The 13,048-nt window shown below is 58.0% G+C and carries 10 protein-coding genes; 2 read left to right on the top strand and 8 right to left on the bottom strand.

Features of this window, described 5'->3' with window-relative positions:
- Positions 1–45: 45 nt before the first annotated feature.
- The 7 genes from JQ848_RS06690 to JQ848_RS06660 all read right to left on the bottom strand — a co-directional run bounded on the left by JQ848_RS06690 (position 46) and on the right by JQ848_RS06660 (position 8,300).
- Positions 46–279, bottom strand: coding sequence for a hypothetical protein (locus JQ848_RS06690; protein ID WP_003446620.1), 234 nt, complete (start codon positions 277–279; stop codon positions 46–48).
- A 118-nt stretch (positions 280–397) separates the two neighbouring features.
- Positions 398–919, bottom strand: a complete 522-nt coding sequence (locus JQ848_RS06685) for a DUF6586 family protein (protein WP_161720060.1) — start codon at positions 917–919, stop codon at positions 398–400.
- 186 nt (positions 920–1,105) lie between these two features.
- A complete protein-coding gene (gene topA / locus JQ848_RS06680; RefSeq protein WP_003446618.1) occupies positions 1,106–3,733 on the bottom strand; it encodes a type I DNA topoisomerase in 2,628 nt (875 codons plus the stop codon).
- A gap of 114 nt (positions 3,734–3,847) precedes the next feature.
- A complete protein-coding gene (locus JQ848_RS06675; RefSeq protein WP_003446616.1) occupies positions 3,848–4,084 on the bottom strand; it encodes a DUF1653 domain-containing protein in 237 nt (78 codons plus the stop codon).
- An 86-nt stretch (positions 4,085–4,170) separates the two neighbouring features.
- Positions 4,171–5,346, bottom strand: coding sequence for an acetyl-CoA C-acyltransferase FadA (fadA, locus tag JQ848_RS06670; protein ID WP_003446615.1), 1,176 nt, complete (start codon positions 5,344–5,346; stop codon positions 4,171–4,173).
- 27 nt (positions 5,347–5,373) lie between these two features.
- Positions 5,374–7,521, bottom strand: a complete 2,148-nt coding sequence (gene fadB / locus JQ848_RS06665; protein WP_127195845.1) for a fatty acid oxidation complex subunit alpha FadB — start codon at positions 7,519–7,521, stop codon at positions 5,374–5,376.
- 341 nt (positions 7,522–7,862) lie between these two features.
- Complete coding sequence (locus JQ848_RS06660; RefSeq protein ID WP_003446613.1) at positions 7,863–8,300, bottom strand: hypothetical protein; 438 nt, start codon at positions 8,298–8,300, stop codon at positions 7,863–7,865.
- Positions 8,301–8,406: 106 nt separating this feature from the next.
- On the opposite strand from JQ848_RS06660, the gene JQ848_RS06655 reads away from it, so the two are divergent.
- Positions 8,407–8,859: a universal stress protein gene (locus JQ848_RS06655; protein WP_003446612.1), complete on the top strand. Its 453-nt coding sequence runs from the start codon at positions 8,407–8,409 to the stop codon at positions 8,857–8,859.
- Between the two features lie 74 nt (positions 8,860–8,933).
- On the opposite strand, the gene JQ848_RS06650 is transcribed toward JQ848_RS06655, so the two are convergent.
- Positions 8,934–10,850, bottom strand: a complete 1,917-nt coding sequence (locus JQ848_RS06650; protein ID WP_003446611.1) for an ATP-binding cassette domain-containing protein — start codon at positions 10,848–10,850, stop codon at positions 8,934–8,936.
- 214 nt (positions 10,851–11,064) lie between these two features.
- On the opposite strand from JQ848_RS06650, the gene JQ848_RS06645 reads away from it, so the two are divergent.
- A complete protein-coding gene (locus JQ848_RS06645) occupies positions 11,065–12,993 on the top strand; it encodes a transglycosylase SLT domain-containing protein (protein ID WP_003446610.1) in 1,929 nt (642 codons plus the stop codon).
- Positions 12,994–13,048: the final 55 nt, after the last annotated feature.

Genomic DNA, 13,048 nt, shown 5'->3' with positions numbered 1-13,048 from the left:
AATACAAAAGCCGGTCCGTGACACGCCTGGGGCATGGATCGCGTCTTAATGAAGAATACGCGGTCCGTCATCCTTTTCGAGTTCGCCTTCGGCCAGTCGGCCCGCCATCTGCACACCTACGCTAAGCATGGCCTTGGCCACCTCTACGTGCTGACCCTGAAGAAAAGCCTTGGCATCTTCAGAGAAGTTCAGCGTCACCAAAGACCCCTCGTCTTCAGCCCGACGCAACTCGATACGGCCGTCTGGCAATTCGACAATTTCAAGAAAGGACGTTGGCATAAAAGTTTGTTCTCCACGAAAGCGCGGGATTATATCAGTCATCCACTGGGAATTTGCCAGGAACTGTGCTGGTTTCATTACAGACTGATGAATGACTGTACAGTTTTGCCTTCGACCATCAGCACTCATTGAGCCCGTCGCGAAAGCGGACAGCCAGGGATTTCAAGTTCTGGCGCCACTCTTCCAGGGTTTCCCGGCCTAACTCCCCGGGTGTCTCGTCCTCCAGATTGACCGCTACGATCAAGGGCTGGAAGACATCCGCCTTGACCTTTTTCGGAGCCTGCAACGGCTGGTACAACGCCCCATGGGCGGCGATCAATTGGGCCAGCCAGGTTTGCGGCGCACGCGCCAGCTCGACCATTTCTGCCAGTTCGGGGATGGCTATTGCCTCCAGCACCTCCGGAGTGAGCAACAGTTCAACCCTGGGCGCGCCGGCCTGAGGCAGACGGTAGAAACCCGCGATTTCATGGCACAGCCCGAGCAATGCACCATACAAATGGAACACCGCTGATTCGCGTTCGGCCTGTACCAGCGCCTGAGCATTCATGGCCCGACCTTCGCCGGCCTTGTTCATGGCATCCAGGGCCAGGCCGGCGAAGTAAATTTTCTGATTGGTGCGGGTATAGAGTTCATGAGCCATGCGGGCGCGCTCCACAGCGAGTTGGATAAGTGCAGACTGAGCAGTCTCAGGGATCAGGGGCTACGGGAGCAAGCGCCAATCCTGCGCTTTTGTTGCAGTTGCCACAGGCCCGTACAGGACAATCACAAAAAAACCGCGCGAGGCATGCAGCCCTTGCGCGGTTTTTTGTTAAGCCGTCACGCTAAATCAGGCGTCTTTCTCTTTACGCTTGTCTTCAACCTTCCAGCTTTTGCCGTCGTAGAAGGCACGCCAGCCTGTCGGCTTGCCTTCAACTTCAGTCTGCACGTACTGCTCCTTGGTTTTGCGGCTGTAGCGAATCACCGCTGGACGACCATCCGGGTCCTTCTTCGGCGCTTCACACAGGAAGTGGTACTTGGGATCGATCTCGTCCTTGTGCGGCACGATTTCAATCACCAGCGGCGCACGGGTCTCGCGGTTTTTCGGGAACTGGCTGGCCGCCAGGAACAACCCCGAAGCACCGTCACGCAAAATATACGTGTCGTTGACCTTCTCGCACTTGAGCTCCGGCATTTTTACCGGGTCCATTTTCGGCGGCGCAGCTTCACCACTTTTCAGCAGTTTGCGGGTGTTTTTGCATTCGGCGTTGGTGCAACCGAAGAACTTGCCGAAACGACCGGTCTTGAGCTGCATCTCGCTGCCGCACTTGTCGCACTCCAGGCTTGGCCCTTCGTAGCCCTTGATGCGGTAGCTGCCTTCTTCGATTTCGTAGCCGGTGCAATCCGGGTTGTTACCGCAGATGTGCAGCTTGTGCTTCTCATCCAGCAGGTACGCATCCATCGCGGTGCTGCAAATCGGGCAGCGGTGCTTGCCCAACAGCACCAACGATTCGGACTCACCCTCGTCGTCGGCAGCAATTTCGTCGCCAGGCACCAGGTTGACCGTGGCCTTGCAGCGCTCTTTAGGCGGCAAGCTGTAGCCCGAGCAACCCAGGAATACACCGGTCGACGCGGTACGAATCTGCATCGGACGCCCGCACTCTTTGCACGGGATGTCGGTCATTACCGGCTGGTTGGCACGCATCCCACCTTCCGGCGCGGCCGCTACTTCAAGTTTCTTTTTGAAGTCGCCATAGAACTCGTCCAGCACGTTTTTCCAGTCGCGCTCACCGTGGGCCACATCATCGAGATTTTCTTCCATCCCGGCGGTAAAGCCGTAGTCCATCAGGTCAGAGAAGCTCTCGGACAAACGCTCGGTAACGATGTCGCCCATTTTTTCGGAGTAGAAGCGGCGGTTATGCAGCGCCACGTAACCACGATCCTGGATGGTGCCGATGATCGCGGCGTAGGTCGAAGGACGACCAATACCGCGTTTTTCCATCTCTTTTACCAGGCTGGCTTCGGAGTAACGCGCAGGCGGCTTGGTAAAGTGCTGGCTCGGATCGAGTTCGATCAGTTTCAGCACGTCGCCCTGGGCCATGTCCGGCAGTACATCGTCGTCGCCAGGCTTGGCAATTTGCGGCATGACCCGGGTGTAGCCGTCGAACTTCAGGATGCGGCCCTTGGCACGCAGCTCAAAGTCACCAGCAGCGACGCTGACGGTGGTCGACAGGTATTTGGCCGGCAGCATCTGGCAAGCAACAAACTGGCGCCAGATAAGCTCGTAGAGCCGCTCAGCATCACGTTCCATGCCCGACAGCTTGCTTGGATCGGTGTTTACGTCAGAGGGACGAATGGCTTCGTGAGCCTCCTGCGCGCCTTCCTTGCTGCTATATACGTTGGGGGCCGGCGGCAGGTAGGCAGCACCGAACTCACCCTCGATGTAAGTGCGCGCCATTTCCACGGCATCAGCCGAAAGGTTGGTGGAGTCGGTACGCATATACGTGATGTAGCCGGCTTCATACAGACGCTGGGCCATCATCATGGTTTTCTTCACCCCGAAGCCCAGGCGGTTACTCGCGGCCTGTTGCAGGGTGGAAGTAATGAATGGCGCAGAAGGCTTGCTGCTGGTCGGCTTGTCTTCACGCTTGGAGATGGTGTAGCTGGAGGCTTTTAGCTTCTCCAGCGCCGCCATGGCCTGAGTTTCGTTCAGCGGCTTGAAGGCTTCGCCTTTTTCACGGGCAACGTCGAAGCGCACTTTCGCGCCCTTGGCAGTGCCCAGATCGGCGTGGATTTCCCAGTATTCTTCAGGGTTGAAGGCACGGATCTCACGCTCACGCTCAACCACCAGCTTTACGGCAACCGACTGCACCCGACCGGCCGACAGGCCACGGGCGATTTTCGCCCACAGCAGCGGCGAAACCATGTAACCCACCACGCGGTCGAGGAAACGACGCGCCTGCTGGGCGTTGACACGGTTGATGTCCAGCTCGCCCGGCCTGGAGAAGGCTTCCTGAATCGCCTTCTTGGTGATTTCGTTGAACACCACGCGCTTGTAGCGGCTGTCATCACCACCGATGGCTTCGCGCAGGTGCCAGGCAATGGCTTCCCCCTCGCGATCCAAGTCGGTTGCGAGATAGATGGTGTCAGCATCCTTGGCGAGCCGGCGCAGCTCTTCGATGACCTTTTCCTTGCCCGGGAGGATCTCGTACTTGGCTTTCCAGCCATGTTCCGGATCGACACCCATGCGCGAGATCAGCTGCTTTTGAGCCTTCTCTTTTGGCGACAGGGCCGGCACTTCACCAGCCGCCGCCTTGCCGCGCTTGGCAGCAGGTTCTTTGCTGGCGCTAGCCGAACCGCTGGTGGGCAGGTCTCGGATATGGCCGATACTCGACTTCACCACGTACTCGTTACCCAAGTACTTGTTGATGGTCTTGGCCTTAGCCGGGGATTCCACAATGACCAGCGATTTGCCCATGGATCAGAAAATTCCTGAATTCTAGAAGTGAAAGGCGGTTCGCGCCTGACGCGGCACCGCTATATATAGTGGCTACAAGGTGAGGTCAAGCACAGGGTTCTGCGCGACCTCGCCTCATGGCTTGGGAAAAATACTCGGTTCAGCCTTTACCAGAGCGAATCGGGGGACTGTTTTGCCCTCATATTCGACCGTTTCAATAAACATTTTCAGCGGACGCACCCAATAGCCGAATTCACCATGCAAGGCCTGGTAAAACACGACCTCCTCTTCGGTCTCGGAGTGGCGCGCCACATTGAACACCCGATATTGCGGGCCTTTATAGTGTTGGTAGAGCCCAAGTTGTACCGACATGTTGCGCTCCCTAAAAGAAAAAAATTCAAAACATCCAAAAAACAAAAACCGGGGCACATGGCCCCGGCTTCCATCAACGCAACGCTTTAGACGCGTTCGAAGACAGTGGCAATGCCCTGGCCAAGACCAATGCACATGGTGGACAACCCGAAAGTGCCGCCATTTTGCTTCATTACATTGAGCAAAGTGCCGGAGATGCGAGCACCCGAACATCCAAATGGATGGCCCAGGGCGATGGCACCGCCGTGCAGGTTAACCTTCTCATTCATCTTGTCGAGCACTTTCAAATCTTTCAGCACCGGCAGGGCCTGTGCAGCGAAAGCTTCGTTGAGCTCGATGAAGTCGATATCGGCCATATTCAAGCCTGCGCGCTTCAATGCTTTTTGCGTGGCCGGTACAGGACCATAGCCCATGATCGCCGGATCCACACCGGCAACAGCCATCGAGCGGATCACTGCCAGCGGCTCAAGACCCAGGTCTTTTGCACGCTGGGCCGACATTACGATCATGCACGAGGCACCATCGGTAATCTGCGACGAAGTGCCCGCAGTCACTGTCCCGCCCTTGGGGTTGAAGGCCGGCTTCAACGCAGCCAGGCTTTCCATGCTCGTATCCGGACGAATGGTCTCGTCGTAGTCGAACATTTTCAGGAAGCCATTTTCGTCATATCCCTGCATCGGGATGATTTCGTCTTTGAACTTGCCTTCAATGGTCGCCTTGTGGGCCAACTGGTGAGAACGCACGGCAAAGGCATCCTGCTGCTCGCGGGTGATGCCATGCATCTTGCCCAGCATTTCAGCGGTCAGACCCATCATGCCCGAGGCTTTCGCCGCGTACAGCGACATGTGCGGGTTAGGATCAACGCCGTGCATCATGCTCACGTGACCCATATGCTCGACGCCACCGACCACGAAAACGTCACCGTTACCGGTCATGATCGCCTGGGCAGCAGTGTGCAGGGCGCTCATGGACGAACCGCACAGCCGGCTCACGGTTTGCGCGGCCGAAGTATGTGGGATCTGGGTCATCAGCGACGCCATGCGTGCGATGTTCCAGCCCTGCTCCAGGGTCTGGTTTACGCAGCCCCAGATCACGTCTTCCACTTCGTTCGGGTCAACCTTGTTGTTGCGCTCCAGCACTTTGCTGATCAGGTGCGCAGACATGTCTTCAGCACGGGTGTTGCGGTGCATGCCACCCTTGGAGCGGCCCATCGGGGTGCGACCGAAGTCAACAATCACCACGTCTCTAGGATTCAAGCTCATAATTTCACTCTCACTCTAATGGGGCGCTTAACCGAAGAAGCTCTGACCGTTCTTGGCCATCTCGCGCAGCTTCGCAGTCGGGTGGTACAGCGCGCCCAGTTCAGCGTACTGATCAGCCAGGGCCACGAACTGTGCAACACCGATCGAGTCGATGTAGCGCAATGCGCCGCCACGGAACAGCGGGAAGCCAATGCCGTAAACCAGACCCATATCGGCCTCGGCCGCAGTTTCAACGATGCCGTCTTCCAGGCAGCGTACGGTTTCCAGACACAGCGGGATCATCATCCAGTTGATGATGTCTTCGTCAGTCACGTCGCGCTGCTCGTAGACAATCGGCTTGAGCACTTCAAGTACGCTGGAATCAACGACTTTCTTCTGCTTGCCGCGCTTGTCTTCTTCGTAGGCGTAGAAGCCCTTGCCGTTCTTCTGGCCCAGGCGCTTGGCTTCGTACAGAGCGTCAATCGCCGAGCGGCGATCGTCTTTCATGCGATCAGGGAAGCCTTCAGCCATCACGTCACGACCGTGGTGACCGGTGTCGATGCCGACCACGTCCATCAGGTACGCCGGGCCCATCGGCCAGCCGAATTTTTCCATCACTTTGTCGATGCGCACAAAGTCGACACCGGCGCTGACCAGCCTGGCGAAACCGCCGAAGTACGGGAACAGCACGCGGTTGACCAGGAAGCCCGGGCAGTCGTTGACCACGATCGGGTTTTTACCCATTTTCTTGGCGTAGGCAACGGTGGTTGCTACAGCCAGGTCGCTGGATTTCTCGCCACGAATCACTTCAACCAGCGGCATCATGTGCACCGGATTGAAGAAGTGCATGCCGACAAAATTTTCCGGACGCTTGAGGGCCTTGGCCAGCAAACTGATGGAGATAGTCGAAGTGTTGGACGCCAGAATCGCGTCTTCGCGGACGTGGTTTTCCACTTCAGCCAGTACGGCCTGCTTGACCTTCGGGTTCTCGACTACAGCTTCGACCACCAGGTCGACGTTGCCGAAATCACCGTAAGACAGGGTCGGACGAATACCGTTGAGCACTTCGGCCATTTTCGCCGGGGTCATGCGACCTTTATCAACGCGACCTACCAGCAGCTTGGCGGCTTCTGCCAGACCTTGCTCGATGCCGTGTTCGTTGATGTCTTTCATCAGGATCGGCGTGCCTTTGGAAGCCGACTGATAGGCAATACCGCCGCCCATGATGCCAGCGCCGAGTACGGCTGCCTGCTTCACGTCTTTGGCGATCTTGTCGTAGGCCTTGGCCTTTTTCTTCAATTCCTGGTCGTTGAGGAACAACCCGATCAGGCATTGCGAAGCCGATGTTTTTGCAAGTTTGGCGAAACCTGCGGCTTCAACTTCCAGCGCCTTGTCACGACCGAAGTTCGCGGCTTTCTGGATAGTCTTGATCGCTTCAACCGGGGCCGGGTAGTTTGGTCCGGCCTGGCCGGCGACGAAACCTTTGGCGGTTTCGAAAGCCATCATTTGTTCAATTGCGTTCAGCTTGAGCTTTTCAAGCTTTGGCTGGCGCTTGGCCTTGTAGTCCAGCTCGCCACTGATGGCGCGCTTGATCACGTCCAGCGCAGCTGCGCCCAGTTTGTCCAGGGTGACAACAGCATCAACGGCGCCGACTTTCAGGGCGTCTTCAGCGCGGTTTTCTTTACCCGAAGCAATCCATTCAACAGCGTTATCAACGCCGATCAGACGCGGCAAACGTACGGTGCCGCCGAAGCCCGGGTAGATGCCCAGTTTTACTTCAGGCAGGCCAATCTTGGCGCTGTCGGCCATGACGCGGAAGTCCGCTGCCAGGCACATTTCCAGACCGCCACCCAACGCGATGCCATTGATGGCCGCAACGGTAGGTACATTGAGGTCTTCGAAAGCACTGAAGATTTTGTTGGCTTCGAGGTTACCCGCGATCAGCTCAGCATCCGGCAACTTGAAATTTTCGACGAATTCGGTGATGTCTGCGCCGACGATAAACACGTCTTTGCCGCTGGAAACGATAACACCCTTGACCGAAGCATCTGCCTTGATCGCATCCACTGCCTGACGCAATTCGTTCAGGGTTAGACGGTTGAACTTGTTGACGGACTCACCCTTGAGATCGAACTTGAGTTCGACGATGCCACTTTCAAGAGCCGTAACCGTGATGGCTTTACCTTCGTAAATCATCAACTGATCTCCACGATATGGAAGCTGAACAGTACACGTCGGACGCTAGCGTCTGGCTGTCACTGACCTTTGCGTCAATGTTGATGCCAGGCCGCCAGGCACACCCGCCAACGCGATAGTCGGGGTTCTGTGAGCGCCGTCGAGGAAGACAAACGCTCAATTCATACGCCCGTTTGATTTGGGTGTCGACACCTTCAGGGAAAAGCCCGCGATTGTCAATTGTCCAAAACAACGATGACAAAACCACCCTGCAGGAGCGGGCTTGCCCCGCCATTGCATCACCGCGGTGTTTCAAGCAAAACGCGGTGCCTGCATCGCGAGGCAAGCTCGCTCCACAAGCGCTACGCCAGCGCCCGGAGCACTTGATCAATGGCCTTCAAGACCGCAGGATCGCCCCGTTCGCCCCATACCAGCACGATCATTTGCGCATCGGCCTCAACTTTGTAGACGTTGGCCGGCAACTTTTCAAACTGCGCCAGCAAGCGCTCATCCACACATTCTTCCTGCCAGCGATTGAGCCATTTCCCCGGAGCCGATTGCCAATAGCACCATACATCAGGCTTAGTACTGCGGCGCGGGCGATGGTATTGCGCACAGGAACTCGGCGGCTCCGGCTCAAGCCAGTGCGGCCACTCCTGGGGCGCCAGTTGCATGGCCAGCCCCATGCGCCGCGCCTCCATGCGCAGATCCATCCGGCCACTCTGATTACGTGAAGGCCGCAACCATGCCAGGGGGCTAAGAACCAGCGCCAGGATTGACACCACTATCCATACCGTCATATCTGTACTCTCATTACCTGACTAAACGAGTTGACCCTGACTTGAACCAAGGCTCTACAAAAAGGGCCATACTCATAACAATTCACCATTTACAGGAGCGCCGCACATGTCCACGCCAAAGCCCTACACCCACATTCTAGTCGCCGTCGATCTGACCGAAGAATGCGATCCGGTGATCTATCGCGCCAGCGCCAGCGCCGAGGCCAACGGTGCCAAACTGTCGCTGATCCACATCGTCGAGCCTATGGCCATGGCCTTTGGCGGCGATGTTCCGATGGACCTGTCGCAACTGCAACAACAACAGTTTGATCAGGCCAAGGAACGCCTTGAACGCCTGATCGATATCTACCCGCAACTGTCCAAAGACAACTGCAAACTCGCCTATGGCCAGCCGCGCCAGGAAATCCATGGCTTCGCGAAAGCCGAAAACTGCGACCTGATCGTGGTCGGCAGCCATGGCCGTCACGGCCTGGCACTGCTGCTGGGTTCCACTGCCAACGATGTGCTGCATGGTGCTCCGTGCGATGTGCTGGCGGTCAGCCTGAAAAAACCTGATTAAGCCTCCCGCAACAGTAAAAAAGCCCGGCCCCCTTGTTCAAAGGGCCGGGCTTTTTCAGTTCAGCAGGTGCTCAATCAGGCATCCAGCTCGGCCCAACGCTCAACCAGCTGCTCAAGCTCGGCTTGCAACTTCTCAAGCCGGGCGATGACTTCAGCCGTTTTGGCGGCTGGCAGCTGATAGAAGCCCGCATCAGCCATTTCGGCTTCAACGGCGGCAATTGCCTGCTCTTTCGCATCGATATCGCCTGGCAAGGCTTCCAGCTCGCGCTGCAGCTTGTAGCTCAGCTTCTTTTTCGCTGCCGGTGCAGGTGCAGCGGCGGCCGGAGCCGGTGCTGCAGTGACCACTGCCGAAGTCAGGTCAGCCTTACCGGATTTGCTCTCGGTAACACCCAACAGGCGCGGCGAGCCGCCCTGACGCAACCAGTCCTGATAACCACCGACGTATTCACGGACCTTGCCTTCGCCCTGGAATACCAGGGTGCTGGTCACCACGTTGTCGAGGAATGCCCGGTCGTGACTGACCATCAGCACGGTGCCCTTGAAGGTCAGCAAGACCTCTTCCAGCAGCTCCAGGGTCTCAACGTCCAGGTCGTTGGTCGGCTCATCGAGCACCAGCAGGTTGGCTGGCTTGCTGAACAGCTTGGCCAGCAACAGACGGGCACGCTCACCACCTGACAGCGCCTTGACCGGCGTGCGGGCACGCTGAGGGCTGAACAGGAAGTCACCCAAATAGCTGAGCACGTGGCGGCTCTGACCGTCGATATCGATAAAGTCGCGGCCTTCGGCCACGTTATCGATCACGGTTTTTTCCAGATCCAGCTGATGGCGCAACTGGTCGAAGTAAGCCACGTCGATGCGCGTACCCTCTTCAACCGTGCCTTCGGTAGGCACCAGGCCGCCCAGCATCAACTTCAGCAGGGTAGTTTTACCGGTACCGTTAGCGCCCAGCAGACCGATACGGTCGCCACGCTGCAGCACCATGGAGAAGTCCTTGAGCAGGAACGGACCACCCGGGTGAGCAAAGCTGACGTTTTCCAGCACCATCACTTGCTTGCCGGACTTGTCGGCAGTATCAAGCTGGATATTGGCCTTGCCGGTGCGTTCGCGACGCTCACTGCGCTCAACGCGCAGCTCTTTAAGGGCGCGAACACGGCCTTCGTTACGGGTGCGGCGCGCCTTGATGCCCTGGCGGATCCACACTTCTTCCTGGGCCAGACGCTTGTCGAACAGGGCGTTAGCCGTTTCTTCAGCTGCCAGGGTGGCTTCTTTGTGCACCAGGAAGCTGGCGTAGTCGCCGTTCCAGTCGATCAGGCCGCCACGGTCCAGCTCCAGAATCCGGGTGGCCAGATTCTGCAGGAAGGAACGGTCGTGGGTGATAAACAGAACCGCGCCCTGGAAGCCCATCAAGGCCTCTTCGAGCCAGGCAATAGCGCCGATGTCCAGGTGGTTGGTCGGTTCGTCGAGCAGCAGCAGATCCGGTTCGGAAACCAGAGCCTGTGCCAGCAGGACGCGACGACGCCAGCCGCCGGACAATTCGGCGAGGGTTTTGTCAGCCGGCAGCTGCAGACGGCTCAGGGTGCTGTCTACCAATTGCTGCAAGCGCCAGCCGTCGCGGGCTTCGAGGTCTTGCTGGACGTGCATCAGCTTGTCCAGGTCAGCATCGGTAACGATGTTCTGGCTCAGGTGGTGGTACTGCGCGAGCAGTTCACCAACACCGTCCAGACCTTCGGCAACCACGTCGAACACGGTCCGTTCGTCGGCCGCAGGCAACTCTTGCGGCAATTCGCCAATCTTGAGGCCGGGCGCGCGCCAAACAGAGCCGTCATCGGGTTTTTGATCACCTTTTACCAGCTTCATCATGCTGGACTTTCCGGTGCCGTTGCGGCCGATGATGCACACCCGCTCTCCACGGGCGATCTGCCAGGACACCTTGTCCAACAACGGCATAGAGCCGAAAGCAAGGGACACATCGCTGAATTTGAGCAGGGTCATGAGCTTCTCCAAAAACTGGGCGCGCATTCTACCTGATTTGAGCCCCCAGGCGGCCGGGTATTTCTTGTACGGCCCCGTCTACCCTTCATTTAGTGCCAAGTAGCACCGGTTGGCCGGCAAGGCTTTCACGGGGCGCTGGCAAAAGGCTAAGCTACGGCACAATCAGCGCGGGTCGCCCTGCGCTTGTCGCGTTTTTCATTTGTACGGAAGCCACATGCGCAGTCGTCTTTTCAACTTTTTATCCTGCCTGCTTCTCACTACCTGCGCCGTGCAAACCGCCCACGCTGCAGATCTCACTCAACAACGTCAGCTCTACGATGATGCCAAGCGCGCCCTGGCCAAGGGTGATTCCGGCCCTTACTTTCAAAATGCCGCCGCGCTGCGCAGTTATCCCCTGACCCCGTATCTGGCCTACGACGAGCTGACCGCACGTCTGAAGTCGGCCAGCAACCCTGAAATCGAGCAGTTCCTGGCCCAACACGGCGACCTGCCCCAGGCCAACTGGATGAAGTTGCGCTGGCTGCGCTGGCTGGCAGAGCGCGGCGACTGGGCGACTTTTGAAAAGTATTACGACCCCAAGCTCAATTTCACCGAACTCGATTGCCTCAACGGCCAGTATCAGCTCAAGCACAACCTCAAGGCCGAAGGCTATGCCAACGCCGAAAAACTGTGGATGGTCGGCAAGGCACAGCCTGCCGCCTGCGACGCGCTGTTCAGCCAGTGGGCCGCCGAAGGCCAGTTGACCGAGCAAAAACGCTGGAAGCGGGTCAAGCTGGCAGCTGAAGCGCGCAACTACGGGCTTGCCACCTCCCTGGCCAACGGCCTCAACACGCTGGGCCCACAAGCCAGGCTGATGATTGATGTGGCCCAGAAGCCCGACATGCTCAGCCAGCCGTCGCGCTTCGCCCCCGCCAGCGAAGCCATGTCTGATGCCGTTGGCCTTGGCCTGCGCCGTCTGGCACGCCAGGACCCGGAAAAAGCCGCATCCCTGCTCGACAGCTACGCCAGCAGCATGCATTTCTCGCGGGACGAAAAAGTCGCCATAGCCCGGGAAATAGGCCTGACGTTCGCCCGTCGCTACGACAGTCGCGGCCTGGACATCATGACCAAGTACGACCCGGAACTGCGGGACAACACGGTCACCGAATGGCGTCTGCGCCTGCTGTTACGCCTGGCACGCTGGCAAGACGCCTACCAGTTGACCACCAAACTGCCCCAGGACCTGGCAACCACCAGCCGCTGGCGTTACTGGCAAGCCCGCAGCCTTGAACTGGCCGAGCCTAAAAACCCGCAAGCGCTGGCGCTGTTCAAAAAAGTCGCCGGTGAGCGGGATTTTTACGGCTTTCTGGCCGCCGACCGGGCCCAGACCCCGTATCAGCTCAATAACAAGCCGCTGATGCTCAGCCCGCAGCTGATCAATAAAGTACGCAACACGCCCGGCGTGCAGCGCGCACTGGAGTTTCACGAGCGCGGACAAATCGTCGATGGCCGACGCGAGTGGTATTACGTCAGCCGCTTGTTCAGCCGCGATGAAATGGTCGCCCAGGCCAAACTGGCCTACGACCTGAAGTGGTACTTCCCCGCCATTCGTACCATGGCGCAAGCGCAGTATTGGGATGACCTGGATGTTCGCTTCCCGATGGCACACCGCGACACGCTGGTACGAGAAGCCAAAGTTCGTGGGCTGCATTCGAGCTGGGTATTTGCCATTACCCGTCAGGAAAGTGCCTTTATGGATGACGCCCGTTCGGGTGTGGGCGCCAGCGGTCTGATGCAGTTGATGCCGGCCACCGCCAAAGAAACCGCACGCAAATTCAGCATTCCGCTGGCCTCGCCACAGCAAGTACTCAACCCGGACAAGAACATCCAGCTGGGTGCTGCCTACCTGAGTCAGGTCCATGGCCAGTTCAACGGCAACCGGGTGCTGGCTTCCGCGGCCTACAACGCCGGCCCCGGCCGCGTTCGCCAATGGCTCAAGGGTGCAAACCACCTGGGCTTTGATGTCTGGATCGAAAGCATCCCGTTCGACGAAACACGCCAGTATGTGCAGAACGTACTGTCTTATTCGGTGATCTACGGCCAAAAGCTCAACGTACCGCAGCCACTGGTGGACTGGCACGAACGTTATTTTGACGACCAGTAATCACACCAATGTGCTGTAAGAGCGAGCTGTTAAAAGCTCGCGAGCAAGCTCGCTC

Origin of the sequence: Pseudomonas paraversuta, from assembly GCF_904067025.1 — a bacterium.
GTDB classification, from domain to species: domain Bacteria; phylum Pseudomonadota; class Gammaproteobacteria; order Pseudomonadales; family Pseudomonadaceae; genus Aquipseudomonas; species Aquipseudomonas paraversuta.
Note: the sequence above shows the minus strand (reverse complement) of the source record. Positions and strands in the feature narration are given on the sequence as shown.